This window comes from Streptomyces sp. NPDC001606 (assembly GCF_053596835.1).
Window position 1 is genome coordinate 57418 of the sequence record NZ_JBSFHC010000017.1, and the last position, 14298, is coordinate 71715.

General features: G+C 74.1%; 10 protein-coding genes. All 10 read left to right on the forward strand.

Features of this window, described 5'->3' with window-relative positions; translation table 11 throughout:
* Positions 1 to 39 precede the first annotated feature (39 nt).
* A complete protein-coding gene (locus tag ACWCV9_RS27230) occupies positions 40 to 1623 on the forward strand; it encodes an amino acid adenylation domain-containing protein (RefSeq protein WP_450790390.1) in 1584 nt (527 codons plus the stop codon).
* On the forward strand, positions 1620 to 3200 hold the full coding sequence (locus ACWCV9_RS27235; RefSeq protein ID WP_450790392.1) for a condensation domain-containing protein: 1581 nt from the start codon (positions 1620 to 1622) through the stop codon (positions 3198 to 3200). Before ACWCV9_RS27230 ends, ACWCV9_RS27235 begins: the two co-directional genes overlap by 4 nt.
* A complete protein-coding gene (locus ACWCV9_RS27240) occupies positions 3197 to 4858 on the forward strand; it encodes an MFS transporter (RefSeq protein WP_450790394.1) in 1662 nt (553 codons plus the stop codon). The genes ACWCV9_RS27235 and ACWCV9_RS27240 overlap by 4 nt, the downstream gene beginning before the upstream one ends.
* On the forward strand, positions 4855 to 6168 hold the full coding sequence (locus tag ACWCV9_RS27245; protein WP_450790396.1) for a condensation domain-containing protein: 1314 nt from the start codon (positions 4855 to 4857) through the stop codon (positions 6166 to 6168). Before ACWCV9_RS27240 ends, ACWCV9_RS27245 begins: the two co-directional genes overlap by 4 nt.
* 95 nt (positions 6169 to 6263) lie before the next feature.
* Positions 6264 to 7277 (forward strand): amino acid--tRNA ligase-related protein, encoded by a 1014-nt coding sequence (locus ACWCV9_RS27250; protein WP_450790398.1) that lies wholly within the window; start codon positions 6264 to 6266, stop codon positions 7275 to 7277.
* Between the two features lie 47 nt (positions 7278 to 7324).
* A complete protein-coding gene (locus ACWCV9_RS27255; protein WP_450790399.1) occupies positions 7325 to 8170 on the forward strand; it encodes a class I SAM-dependent methyltransferase in 846 nt (281 codons plus the stop codon).
* Between the two features lie 74 nt (positions 8171 to 8244).
* Positions 8245 to 9102 (forward strand): FAD binding domain-containing protein, encoded by an 858-nt coding sequence (locus ACWCV9_RS27260; RefSeq protein WP_450790400.1) that lies wholly within the window; start codon positions 8245 to 8247, stop codon positions 9100 to 9102.
* Positions 9099 to 11972 carry a molybdopterin-dependent oxidoreductase gene (locus ACWCV9_RS27265; protein WP_450790402.1) on the forward strand — a complete coding sequence of 958 codons (2874 nt, stop codon included), beginning with the start codon at positions 9099 to 9101 and terminating at the stop codon, positions 11970 to 11972. Before ACWCV9_RS27260 ends, ACWCV9_RS27265 begins: the two co-directional genes overlap by 4 nt.
* Positions 11969 to 13216, forward strand: a complete 1248-nt coding sequence (locus ACWCV9_RS27270; protein WP_450790404.1) for a His/Gly/Thr/Pro-type tRNA ligase C-terminal domain-containing protein — start codon at positions 11969 to 11971, stop codon at positions 13214 to 13216. The genes ACWCV9_RS27265 and ACWCV9_RS27270 overlap by 4 nt, the downstream gene beginning before the upstream one ends.
* Positions 13216 to 14289 (forward strand): S66 peptidase family protein, encoded by a 1074-nt coding sequence (locus ACWCV9_RS27275; RefSeq protein ID WP_450790406.1) that lies wholly within the window; start codon positions 13216 to 13218, stop codon positions 14287 to 14289. The genes ACWCV9_RS27270 and ACWCV9_RS27275 overlap by 1 nt, the downstream gene beginning before the upstream one ends.
* The last annotated feature ends 9 nt before the right edge of the window (positions 14290 to 14298 follow it).

Here is a 14298-nt window from a genome sequence, read left to right on the forward strand (position 1 = left end):
CCCCTGCCCGCAGCCGGCCGACGAGAGGTGAGACCCGCCGTGCCCACCGCCCCCCTGTCCCCCCAGTCCCCCCTGTCCCCCCTGTCCCTGCATTCCCTCCACCGGCTCTTCACCGCGCAGGCGGAACGCGTACCCGACCGGATCGCGGTCCGCGACGCCGAGAAGCAGCTGACCTACGCGGAACTCGCCGGCCGGGTCCGGGCGCTCACCGCCGTACTGCACGAGCGCTGTCCCGCCCCCGGCCGGCGCATCGGCCTCCACCTCGGCCGCACCGCCGATCTCGTGGTCGCGGTCCTCGCCGTCGGCGCGGCCGGCCATGCCTATGTGCCGCTCGACCCCGCCTACCCCGCCGAGCGGCGCGACCACATGATCGAGGACAGCGGCATCGCCCTGGTCCTCGCCGACCAGGACCTCGCCGAACCCGCCCGGCCCGGCCTCGACGTGCTCCGGCTCGACCGGCTCGACCTCACCCGGCCGCAGCCCGGGCCGGTGCCCCCGGCGGGCCCGGGCGACGACGACGCCGTGGCCTACGTCATCTACACCTCGGGCTCCACCGGTCGCCCCAAGGGCGTCGAGGTACGCCGGCGCAACGTCGTCGCGATGATCGAGGCATTCACCGCGCGGTACCCCGCCACCGAGCACGATGTCTGGACCCTGTTCCACTCCTACTCCTTCGACTTCTCCGTCCTGGAGATGTGGGGCGCCCTCGCCACCGGCGGGACGCTGGTGGTGGTGCCGGCCGAGGCGGTGCTCTCGCCCCGCGCCTGCGCCGAGCTGCTGGTCCGCGAGCGCGTCACGGTGCTGGGCGCCGTCCCCTCCGTCTTCCGCTATCTGGTCCAGGCCGTACGGTCCCTGCCCGCGCCGCCCGCCACCGTGCGCCGGGTCGTCCTCGGCGGCGAGGTCATCGACCCCGCCGACGTCCGCCGCTGGCGTGAACTCGTCGGCGCCGACTGCGAGTTCGTCAGCTGCTACGGCCCCACCGAGGCCACCGTGCTCGCCGCCACCGCGACGCTGCCCGCCGACCCCGCCGAGGCCGTAGGCGACCTGGGCACCCCGCTGGACGGCTGTGCACTGCACCTCCTCGACGAACGGCTCAGGCCTGTCCCGGAGAACGTCCTGGGCGAGATCTGGATCGGCGGCGCGGGCGTCGCCGCCGGCTATCTGAACCGCCCCGACCTCACCGCGGAGCGGTTCCGGCACCTGGACCTGCCGGACGGTCCCGCCGGGCGCTGCTACCGCACCGGGGACCTCGCCGAGCTGCGGGACGGCCGGCTCCGCTTCGCCGGGCGGGAGGACGACCAGGTGAAGATCAACGGCTTCCGGATCGAACTCGGCGAGGTGGAGACCGTACTGCGCCGCCTCCCGGGCATCCGCGACCTGGCCGTGGTCCTCGGCGAGAGCCGCACCGGCACCAAGCAGCTCACCGCCTACTACGTGCCCGATCCGGCCCGCCCGCACCCGGACCCCGCTGCCCAGGCCGGCCGCGTCCTGCCCCGGCACATGGTGCCCGGCCGCTTCGTGGCGATGGCCGAGCTGCCGCGCAGCCCCTCCGGAAAGACCGACCGGCGCGCCCTCGCCGAGGGGCGGGCCGGCCTGCCCCACCAGCCTGAGAGGACCTCATGAACACCGCACAGCACACGATCCCGCTCTCCGTCGGGCAGGAGGCCATGCGGGTGGCCTGGGAACTCGCGCCCGACGCCGCGACCCACATCATCCCGCTGCCGCTCCTGGTGCGCGGCACCATCGACCCGGACCGGCTGCGCACCGCGGTCGAACAGCTCGGCACGGCCTTCCCGCACCTGCGGGCGCGGGTGACGGCCGGGCCCGACGGCAACCGTCTCGACTGGTCCGACGCCCCGGCCGTCCCGGTCCGCGTGTCGGCCACCCGCCTCGACCGCGACCTCGCGGTCCGCCAGGCCTGGCAGGTGCCGTTCGACCTGCGCCGCGGGCCCCTCGCCCGGGTCGAGCTGATCGACGGGCCGGACTGGACGGTGCTGCTGCTCGTGACACACCACCTGGTCAGCGACGGCGCTTCCGTGCTGCTCCTCCTCGACGCGCTCCGGCAGGCCTACGCGGGCGAGCCGATCACCGTCCCCGACGACCCGGCCGTCCTCGAGCGGCATGCCCGGCGCTCGGTCGAACTCGCCGAGACGGACGCCGGATCCGCCCACCGGGAGTACTGGCGCCGGGAGCTGGGGTCCGGGGCGCCGGACCTGCCGCTGCCCGCCCCGGCCGACGAGCCGCGCTACACGATGGTGAGCGACCGGCTGCCCGCGGACCTCTCCGACGCGCTGCGGCACCGGGCCCAGGCGGCGGGCGTCTCCTATGTGACGGCACTGCTCGCCGGGTACTACGCGCTGCTGCGGCGCTACAGCGGCGCCGCGGACATCCTCTCCTTCCTGCCGTTCCACGGCCGGATACCGGAGGAGACCCGCCAGCAGATCGGATACTTCGTCAACCCGCTTCCGATCCGCTGCCGGATGGCGCCCTCGGACACCTACACCGAGCTGCTCCAGCAGGTCCGCGGCCAGGTCAAGGCCGCGCTGCTGCACGGCGAGCTGCCGCTGCCGGCGATCATGCGCGCGGCGGGCCTGGTCGGCCCCCAGGCGCGCGAACTGACCCACCGCAGCGTGTTCCAGTTCTGGCACGCGGGCTTGCGCGACGGCCTGGACGTGCAGGAACTGCCGCTGACCGGCCCGGACACCAAGGCCGTGCTGAGCATGCTCGACATCGAGAGCAGCGCCGGGTTCACCCTCGCCGTCATGGTCCGCGAGGACAGTGCCGGCACCCATGTGCTGTGGAAGGACCCGGCGGGCGCCCTCGGCCGCACGCTCCTCACGGCGATGGCCGCCGACTACCAGGACGTGCTCTGGACCATCGCCGAACACCCCGACGCCCCCCTCGCCGACATCCTCGCGGGAACCGGCACGGCCGCCGCGGACACCGGCACGCCGGACGCGACCGCGGCGGCGGACGCGGCGACGGTCCGGGCCATGGTCGAGGTCTGGGAGGAGGTCCTGGGGATCGACGGCATCGGCCCGGAGGACTCCTTCTTCGAGCTGGGCGGCCACTCGCTGCTCGCCGAGAGCCTGGTGATCGGCGTCGCCCGCCGCTTCGGGCGCGAGGTTCCGCTGACCACCCTGTTCGACTGGCCCCGGCTCGGCGACTTCACCGCGCAGGTGCTCGGGCACCGGTCATGACGGGTGCCCCCGCGCCGGTCCGGCTCCGTCGGCACCGGACGCTGCGCGCCCTGCTCGCCGCCGAGGCCACGTCCGTCCTCGGCAGCGGGCTGAGCACCGTGGCGATCCCCTGGCTGGTCCTCACCCGGACGCACTCGCCCGGGGACATGGGGCTGGTGATGGGCGCGGGGCTGTGCGGCACCGTGCTTCTCGGGGTGCTCGGCGCGTCCTGGGCGGGCCGGCTCGGGCCGCGCCGGGTGATGCTCCTCGGCGACTGCGCCCGCGGCACGCTGGTCGCGCTGCTGGCCGTCCTCGCCGCCTACGACGCGCTGAGCGTGCCCGCGGCCGCCCTGGTGATGTTCGCCATGGGCGGCTGGCTGGCGCCGTACGCGGCGAGCCAGCAGGCGCTGCTGCCCGACCTCACGGGCGAGGACGAGAAGCTGCTCAGCCGGGCCACCGCCGCGCTGCAGAGCGCCATGCGTCTGGGCCTGATGATCGGCCCCCCACTGGGCGGGCTGCTGGTCGGCGTCCTCGGCCCCGCCCGGGTCGTCGCCCTCGACGCGGCGACCTTCGCGGCCTCGGCGCTGCTGATACGCCGTCACCTGCCGGTGCAGACCCGGCCTGCCGCCCTGCCAGGCACGGATCGGCTTCCGGCCCGGCGTCGCCTGTCGGCGGATGGACGGGTGGGGGACCGGCCGGGTGGGGGTCGGGTTCCGGCAGGGCGTGACCTTGCGCCAGAGGCTCGGGCTGGGGAGCGGTGGCCGGGCGCGGGCTGGGTTCTGGTCCGGCGGTGGCTGTCGGCGGATGGAGGGGCCGGGGAGCGGCCGGGTGGGGGTCGGATTCCGGGTCGGCGTGACCTTCCGCCGGAGCCTTGGGGCGGGGAGCGGTCGCCCGCGGGTCGGTTTCTGATCCGGCGTCGCCTGTCGGCACGGGCTCGGGATGGGGAGCGGCCGGGCGCGGGCTGGGTTCTGGTACTGCGTCGACTGTCGGCCGGCGGGTGGGCTGCGGAGGCGTCGGGTACCGGGCGCGGGGCGCTGACCGTCGGGGTGCGGACCTTGTGGGCGGATCCGCTGCTGGCCACCTGGTCCCTGGCGCTGGCCCTCTCCGAGTTTGCCTGGCAGGGCCTGTTCGCCACCATCCCGGTGATCGCCCTGAGCCGCGGCCACGGCATGCCCGCCGTGGCCGGCCTGCTGTCCGGCGGGTTCGCCGGCGGAGCGCTGCTCGGCACCCTGCTGGTGGGCCCGCTGCTGCGGCGCCTGCCCGCACCGGTGCTGGCGGTGACCGGCCGGGCGCTGCTCGCCCTCTCCTTCTTCACGCTGCTGCTGCCACTGGGCGTACCCGCGCTGACCGCCTCGCTGGCCGTCGCCGGGCTGCTCAACGGAGTGTCCAGCGCTCCGGTCGCGGCCGTCCGCGCCCTGCGGGTGCCGGCCGCGGTGCGCGCCGAGACCCTCACCGTCGCCACGACCCTCGCGCTGACGGGGGCCGCCGCCGGCTGGCTGGTCAGCGGCTCGACCGTACAGGGGCTTGGCCTGCACGGGGTGTTCCTCGGGCTGGCGGCGGCCCAGACCGCGGCCGCCCTGCTGCACGCCGTCGGCCTGGTCGCCGTCCGGCGCCGGGATCCGGCCGAGAGCCCCGCTCCCGCCCCCATCGCCCCCGATCCCCGAGGAGCCCGTCCATGACCACAGCCGCCCCGCCCGACCGGCCCGACGGCTGGCACAGCGTCCCGCACCGCATGGGCATAGGCCTGCGGTACCAGCAGCGCGACGACGGAACCATCCCCTCCGAGAACGTCACCTGCTTTCTGTTCGCCTTCCCGGAGCCGGCGGTCGAACCCGCGCGGCTGGAACGCGCACTGGGCTGGACCGTCCGGGCCAACCCCGCGCTCACCAGCCGCTATCGGGTCCACCCGGACCTCGGCCCCCAGTACCGGACCGAGCCGCCGTGGCAGCCCCTGCTCGAGGTGGTGGACCTGGGCGCCGTCGGACGGCACGAGCTGCACGAGACGGCACGGCGCATCGCGGACGCCGAGATCCGCAACCCCTTCGACCTGCGGGACGGCCGCCTGCTCAAGGTGGTCTGCGTACGGAGCGAAGGCGCCGGCTGCTGCCTGGTGATCAAGATCGACCACACCGTGTGCGACGGCATCTCCTACGCCCAGTTCCTGGACGACCTGCACGAGGCCTACGGCGGTGACGACGAGTCCCGCTTCCTCGCGGCCCGGCGCCGCGCCTCCCTCGCCCGGGTGGCGGCCGCCGAGCGGCGGGCCCTGGCCGGGGGCGGCGAGTCGGGGCTGCGCGCGGCCTGGCGGCAGCGACTGCCGGCCGGCATCCCCGAAACGGTCCTCGAACGGCCTGTGCCCTGGCGGGAGTTGACGTCCGAAGGGGAACAGGCCTCGGTCCGCCTGACCGGGGCGGACTACCAACGGCATGTCCGCGAGGCCAGGGAACTGAGGGTGTCCGGCTTCATGCTCGCCACGGCCAAGGTGCTGCACGCCATGCGGCCCAGCGTCCTCGGCGAGGGCCTCAGCTTCTTCTCCCCGTTCCCCGGCCGTTTCGTGCCGCAGGCGAGGGGCGTCCTCGGCAACTTCGTCAGCGTGCTGCCGGTCACCGTGGACGCACCGCCCTCCGCCGGCCTGCCGGAGACCGTCGCCGCCGTCCGCGAGGGCGTGCTGTGGACGATGCGGCACCAGGGACTGCCGTACGACGCGGTACTGGACGCGGTGGGGAACGCGGACGGAACGAGCGGGGAGTTCTCCTACGAGCGGCGGTCCGTCTTCATCTCCGGCAACCCACCGCTCGGCCTCGAACTCGGCGGTGTCCGCGGGGAGATCGACGTACCCACACTCACCGACGCGATGTTCGACATCAGCCTGTGGATCTCCGACTCCGGCGACGGTCTGCGGTGCAGCACCGTCTTCCGCCGGCAGCTGCTGAGCCGCCCGCTGGTCGAGGCATGGCTCGATTCCCTTCGCATTCCCTTTCCCCGCTGACGGCCACGAAGCGACCGGAACAATTCCGGGACAGCCGGCCAGCACGATGAAGAAGAAGACGGCGACACCAGCCGTGCGAATCGGAGGTGCATGACGTGTCGATTGTCGAACAAGACGCGACAGCAGAAGAATCCGCGGCCGGCCTGCCGCGCTATCTCAGAATTCTTGACGACCCGCTGTATTCGACCCTCGTCGAACTCCAGGACCTCGTCAATTACGAGACGGCGCGTTTCTGGCGCGAGCGCGGGGTGCGCGCACTGCATCTGCCGGTGACCACCTCGTCCATCTCGTCGCCCATGGGACTCGGCAGCGACTCGCTGCCGGTACAGGTGGACCTGTTCGGCATCCCGACCTACCTCGCCGACTCCATGCAGTTCCTGCTGGAGTACGGCTGCCGGCTCGCCGACGACGGCTGCTACTACCTGATGCCGAGCTTCCGCGGCGAGGACACCGACGCCACCCACCTCGCCCAGTTCTTCCACAGCGAGGCGGAGATCCCCGGCGGGCTGGACGACGTCATCGACGTCGCCGACGCCTATGTGCGCCACCTGGCGGCGGCCGTGGTCCGCGACCTGGCGGAGCCGCTCGCCCGCGTCGCCGCCGGCACCGGCCACCTGACGGAGTTCCTGGCCCGGCCCACCGCGCGGATCAGCTTCGACGACGCGGTCGCGGCGCTCGACGGAGCCCCCGAGTACTTCCGCTTCCACGACGGCTGGCGGACCATCACCCGGGCCGGCGAGCACCGGCTGATGGAGCTGTACGGGCCCGTCTGGCTGACCCACTCCGACCATCTCTCCGTGCCCTTCTACCAGGCGCTGGACGAGACCGGCCAGAAGGCCATGAACGCCGACCTGCTGATCGGCCCCGGCGAGGTCATCGGCTGCGGCGAGCGGCACGTCGACGCCGAGCAGGCCCGCAAGGCCCTCGCGGCGCACGCCGTACCCGAGGAGGACTACCACTGGTACCTCCGTATGAAGCAGGAGAAGCCGCTGCGCACCGCCGGTTTCGGAATGGGCGTCGAGCGGTTCCTCATGTGGGTGCTGCGCCACGGTGACATCCGCGACCTGCAATTGCTGGAGCGGGCCAACGGCCTGCCCGCCATTCCCTGAACCACGCCCACCACTTCGAACACCCCAACAATCGGGAGGAATTTCCCATGAACCTCGGCAACCTCACCGCGGCCGACATCCTGGCCATGAACTACAACGAGCTGATCTCCGTCGTGCGTGAGACCAACCGCCCGCCCGGCGGCGTCGCGAGCGTCTCCCACCTGGCCACCCGCGCCCATCTCGGCAAGGACAGCCATGTGCTGGAGATCGGCACCAGCACCGGTATCACCGCCATCGAGCTGGCCCGTCTGGTCGGCTGCCGGGTGACCGCCATCGACATCAACGAGCGCAGCATCGAGGAGGCCCGCCGCCGGGCCGAGAGCCTCGGCGTCGCCGACCTCATCACCTTCGAGGTCAACGACGCCACCTCGACGGGCTACGCCGACGACTCCTTCGACCTGGTCTTCTGCGGCAACGTCACCTCGCTGATCCCGGACCGGGACCGCGCCCTGACCGAGTACACCCGCGTGGTGCGTCCGGGCGGCTTCATCGCGGCGATCCCGATGTACTACGTCAAGCAGCCCTCGGAGAAGCTGCTCTCCGACGTCACCGAGGCCATCCAGGTGACGGTCGAACCGCTGGAGGAGTCCTACTGGCTCGACTTCTTCCTCGGCGACGGCCGCATCCCCTTCCACCAGGAGAAGTACGCCTTCGACTGGATCTCCGACGAGGTGGTGGACGGCTTCGTCCGGGACATCCTCGCCCGCCCGCACCTGGACGAGCTGGCGCCCGACGCGCGTGCCGCCCTGGTCGAGCAGTACGCGGCGTTCATGCGGCTGTTCCGCGACAACCTCTCCCACATGGGCTACACCGAGCTGCTCGTCCGCTGCGAGGCCGACGAGCTGGGGGAGCCGGAGCTGTTCACCGCCTCGCAGGTGGGCCCGCAGCGCTGACCCCCGCACGGCCGGTGCCGGGAGTCTCCCCCCTCCCGGCACCGGCCGCTGCGCCGACCGACCGGAGGACGGCCGTGAAGATCCCCCAGACCGAGTACCGCTCGCCGCGGCACCTGCGCGACGCGCTGGACCTGCTGGCCGATCCGGGTGCGCAGGCGGTCCCCCTGGCCGGTGGTCAGAGCCTCGTCCCGCTGCTGGCCGCACGCATCCGGCGCGCCCGCACCCTGGTCGACCTCAACCGCGTCGACGGGCTGGCCCACCTGACGACCACCGGCGGCCACCTCGGCATCGGGGCGATGACCCGGCACCGCACCCTGGAGACCGACCCGCGCGTCGCTGCGGCGGCCCCGCTGCTCGCCGTGGCCGCCGCCCGGACCGGGCACGCCGCCGTACGCAACCGCGGCACCCTCGGCGGCACGCTGGCCTTCGCCGCGCCCGGCTCCGAACTCCTGACCGCCGCCGTCGCGTTGGACGCACAACTGCACCTCGCCGGTCCCGACGGCGACCGCCGCAGCGGGCTGCGGTCCTGGATCACCGGGCCGCACACCACCCGGCTCGGCCCCGGCGAACTGGTCGTCGGCGTCAGCGTGCCGGTGCGAGCCGGACGGATCGGGCAGGCGCTGTGCGACCTGTCCCACCCCACCGGCGGCCGGCCGGTCGTCTGCGTGGCGGCCGTCGTCGAGACGGCACCGGACGGCACCCTCCGGCGCGCCGAACTCACCGTCTCCACCCGGGTCTCGGCCCCTGCCGTCATCGACGTCACCGCCCTGCCGGACGCCGCCGCGGACGCCGCCGCCGACACCGTGCCGCTCGACGTCCCCGAGCCGGAGACCAACGGCCCGCCCGCCGCCTACTGCCGCCACGTCACCCGCGTCCTGGCCCGCCAGGCCCTCGCCCAAGCAACCACCCGAGCCCGCCGGGAGCACCCATGACCCCATCCGCGCCCACACCGAACGGGCCGGACACACCCAGCAGTCCGAACCGGGCGACGCCGGGCCGGCCGGGCGCGCCGATCGACGCGCTTCCGCCGGCCGCCGACGGCAGCGTCTCCCTCGCCGACGAACTGCGGGAACGACACGGACGTACCAGTGTCCGGCTGGGCTGCGAGGAGGGGGTGTGCGGATCCTGCACGGTCCTGGTCGACCGCCGGACCGCCCGCTCCTGCACGGTGCCGGCCGGTCAGGTCGCCGGGAGCGCGATACGGACCGCGGAGGACGCCGCGGCGGACCCGCTCCTGCGGCACCTGCAAGAGGTGTTCTGGGCGGAGCACGCCTTCCAGTGCGGATTCTGCGCCGCGGGCTTCCTGATGGAGACTCACGCGCTGCTCACCGAGAACCCCCGCCCGACCGAGGCGGAGGTACGGACCCGGCTGGCCGGCAACCTGTGCCGGTGCACCGGGTACGACAGCATCGTGCGGGCCGTGCTGACCGCCGCCGCCACCCTTCCCGCCGGCACCCCGCCCCGGGCGGAACCCGGAGACGACGGCATCGGCAGCAGCGCGCTGCGCCCGCAGGACCGGGACTTCCTCACCGGCGACGCCCGGTACGTGGCCGACCTGACCGTGCCGGGCATGCTGCACGCCCGCTTCGTCCGCAGCCCGCACGCCCACGCCCGGATCACCGGGATCGATGTCGCGCCGGCCCTGGCCGTACCCGGGGTGGTCGCGGTCTACACCGCGGCGGACCTGGCCGGTTCGCTGAACCCGATCACCGTCGGCTGTCCCCTGCCCGGCTACACCTCACCGGCGTTCGCCCCCCTTCAGGGCGACCGGGTCCGCTTCGAGGGCGACCCGGTGGCCCTGGTCGTCGCCGGCAGCGCCCGCGTGGCCGAGGACGCCGCCGACCTGGTGGCCGTCGGCTACCAGGTGCTGAAGCCCGTCATGGACCCCCGCGCCGCCACCGCCGAGCCCCTCTTCGACGAGGTCGACGGCAATGTGCTGTACACCGAGCACCGCCGGCACGGCGACTGCGAGTCCGCCTTCGCCGAAGCCACGCGCGTGGTGCGGCACCGGCTGCGCCAGGAGCGGGTGCAGAACGCGCCGCTCGAACCGCGCGGCGGGCTGGCCGTGTACGACCCGGAGACCGGCCGCCTCGGCTACGACGTGGCCTCGCAGTCGCCGAACTCGCACCGCGCGTTCCTCGCCGAGGTGCTCGGCCTGGACCCGGAGCTGATCCGGGTCCGGGTGCCGGCGAACATGGGCGGCTCGTTCGGGATCAAGGGCGGGATGTACCGCGAGGACGCGGCCGTGTGCTGGGCGAGCATCCGGCTGGGCCGTCCGGTCCGCTGGATCGAGGACCGGCGCGAGCACCTCACCGCGGCGGGCCAGGCCCGGGGCGAGGAGATCGACATCGAGGTGGCGCTCGGCCCGGACGGCGCGATCCTGGGCCTCAGGGCCGACCTGACCGCCGACCAGGGCGCCTACCCCGTACCGCCGATCGCCAGCGCCGTCTTCGTGGCCCTCGTGGGCTGCCTGCTGCCGAACTGCTACCGGATCCCGGCGTACGAGTTCCGCGGCCGGCTGGTCCTCACCAACCGGACGCCCTATGTGGCCTACCGCGGGCCCTGGGAGATGGCGGTCTTCGCGGCCGAGCGCACCATGGACCTGATCGCCCGGGAACTCGGCGAGGAGCCGGCGGACTACCGGCTGCGTCACCTGGCCCGGGTCGACGGCCCCGACTCGCGTACCGTCGTCGGCGCCTCACTGGCCGACATGCCCCGCCTCGGCTCGACCCTGCGGCTGGGCCGCGGCCGCGCCCGGCTCGGCGCCTTCCGGGCGGAGCAGGCACGGGCCCGCGCCGAGGGCAGGCTGCTCGGCCTGGGCATCACCACCCTGCTGGAACCCGCGCCCGGCCCATGGAGCCTGAGCGAGGCCGTCGGTTCGCACATCGGCCCCGAACCGGTCCGGCTGGTGCTGTCCCCGGCCGGGCGGCTCACCATCCGGACCGCCCAGATCCCGCACGGCCAGGGGCAGGCGACCACGCTGTCCCAGATCGCCGCGTCCATCCTGGGCCTGACCATGGCGGAGATCGACGTCGTCTCCGGGGACACCGCCGAGGTGCCGTACAGCCTGGCCGGGACCGGCGCCAGCCGGGCGGCCGCGCTGGCCGGCGGGGCGGTGCTGCGCGCCGCGCGCACACTGCGCGAACGGCTGCTGACCGCCGCCGGCGCCGAGGCCGGGCGCCCCGCCCACCACCTCGACCTCGCGGCCGGAGAGATCGTCTCCCGGACCGACGGCACCGTCCTCACCGACCTCCCGGGCCTGCTGCGACGGCACTTCGGCGCGGCGGACGGGCGGCTGGACGTGACCGAGGTGTTCGACGGCGCGGAGACCGGCTGGGCGGAGGCCACCCACTGCGCTTGGGTGGAGATCGACCCGGACCTCGGGACCGTGGCGGTGCGCCGCTATCTGATCGTCGCCGACAGTGGACGGATCATCAACCCGGCCGTGGCCGACGGGCAGTTGCGCGGCGGAGCGGTGCAGGGCATCGCGACCGTGCTGCACGAGCGGTCCGGCTATGCCGCGGACGGCCGCCAGCTGTCGGCCTCCCTCACCGACTACCTGCTGCCCACCACCCGCACGGTCCCGCCGATCGAGATCGTGCACGCGGACACCGAACGCCCGGGTGACGTGCCCTTCCGCGGACTCGGCGAGGGCGGTGCCGTACTGGCCCCCGCCGCCGTGGTGGCCGCGGTGGAGGACGCGCTGGCCCACCTCGGTGTCCGCCTCACCGAGCGATACCTGCCCCCCTGGCGGCTCGTCGAGCTGCTGGCGAACCATCGGACGCAGCCGGAGCACGTATGAGACTGAACAGGATCCCGCACGCCGAACTGCTGGGTCGGCCGCTGCCGCCCCCGGAGTCCGCGGAGGCGGACCTGCCCCACCAGCTCGGGCTCGCCCGGTTCACCGACGCGGGCTTCCCGTGGTTCTCGCCCGTCGGGCAGCGGCTGATCACCAACATCCGGCAGGTGGTGCGCCGCGAACTGGAACTCGCCGGGTACGCCGAGTTCCACGGACCGGCCGTCAGCCGGATCGACACGGTGGCACCGGCCGGCTGGCTGGAGAAGTACGCCGGTGAACTGATCGGGTTCGCCGAGCCGTTCGAGCAGTACACCCTCTCCGCCACCAGCGAGGAACCCCTGCTGGCCTACCTCGGCCGGGCCGGTCTCGGATCCCACCGGCAGCTGCCGATGCGGCTGTTCGAGTTCCGGGAGATCTTCCGGTTCCGCGACCGCCCGCAGGGCATCTACAACTCCCGGCAGTTCCAGTGCTGTCTCTTCGCCAGCCTCGACGCCGACCACGCGGGCTATCTGCGCAGCGCCCGGCACGCGCAGGAGACGCTGCGTGCCGTACTGGACGCCCTCGGCGTGCGCGCGGAACTGGTCAGCGACGACACCACCGGCGGCTTCGAGTTCATCTTCCCCTACGCCCGGGGCGACCGGCCGCGCAACCGGACCATCCCGTACCACCGCGACCCCGCGCGGGAGACCGGCCCCGAGGACGCGCTGCCGCAGGGCGGGGTCGCCATGGGGTACGGCTACGAGCACGCCGGGAAGTTCGCCGTCCGGTTCCGCGCCGCGGACAACCAGGTCCGGGTGCCGGTGATGGGCACCTACGGCCTGGGCATCCAGCGGTGTGTGCTGGCCCTGCTGGAGCAGCACCGGACGCCGGACGGCGTGGCGCTGCCCGCCGCGGTACGGCCCTTCGATGTGCTGGTGACGGCGCAGGGCAGGTCGGCGGCGGCGGACGAGGCGGCGGTCCAGGTCTACACGGACCTGCTGCGGCACAAGATCCCCGCCGTGCTGGACGACCGGCACGGCGCGTCGTTCGGTGCGCGCATGCGCTTCGCCGACGCCGTCGGCGTCCCCTGGCGGGTGGTCGTGACCGGCCCCGGCGAGGAGGAACGGGAGTTGCGGGTCCACCGGGGCCGCGCCGAACCGCCCCGCCGGCTGTCGCCGGCGGCCCTGCGGGAGCACCTGGTCCGGCACGGCCGCGAGGAGTGGGCGCACCGACCGGATCACACGATCGAGACGACGGGAGCCAACTGATGACGACCCCGATGACGACCCCGACGACCACGGCGACGGGCGCGACGGCCGCCCGATGGCCCGCCCTGCTGCCGGCCGGCGCCCGGCTCGGGGTGTGGGCGCCGAGCAGCCCGGCGCCGGTGCTGTTCCCGCGTCGCTTCGCCCGGGGGCTGGCCGCACTGCGCGCCCAGGGTTACACCGTCGTACCCGGGGACTCCTGCCGGTCGGCGGAGGGCGCGGGCACCCTGCCCCCCGAGGCGCTCGCGGAGGAACTGCACACCCTGCTGGAGGAGACCGACGGTGTGATCGCCGCCGTCGGCGGCTGGACCCTCACTCCCGTCCTGCCCCACCTGGACTTCGGGCGCATCGGGCGGGTTGGCAAGCCGCTCGTCGGCTACAGCGACCTGACCTCACTGGTCAACCTGGTCCCGCAGCGCTCCGGGCTGGTCGCCTTCCACGGGCCGATGGTCGTCTCCGAGTGGGGTGAGGCCGACGGGCCGTGGGAATCGACCGCGGCCGAGTTCGACCAGGTGCTCGGCCGGGCGCACGACTGGCGCGAGCGGACGGTGGCCACCGCGGCCGACTGGTCGGACGAGAACCTCTTCTGGGACCGCGAGGACACCCGGCGCAGGAGCGGGAACAGCGGCGCACAGCCGACCCGCACCCTGTGCCCGGGCGAGGCGGCCGGGCCGCTGTGGGGCGGGTCGCTGGTGGTGCTCGGGCTGCTGCTCGGCACCTCCCTGTGGCCCGAACCCGCCGACGGTTCCCTGGTGTTCCTGGAGATCGACGGTCTGGCCCCGGACGAACTCTGGGCGCGGCTGGAGCAGTTCCGGCTCGCGGGCGTCTTCCGCCGTGCCGGCGGAGTGGTCGTCAGCAGGGTGAACGGCCCGGGGAGGACGGCCTCCGGGTACGCCGGCCACGACGAGGTGCTGCTGAGCTGCCTGCCCGCCGGTCTCCCGGTCGCCGCCGGGTTCGACCTGGGTCACGCCGACCCGATGTCCACCCTGCCGGTCGGCGGCCGGGCCCGGCTCGACTGCCCGTCGGCAGGAACGCCCCGGCTGCGTCTGCTGCGCGAGCCGGTGGCGGCCCGCTGAGGCTGCCGG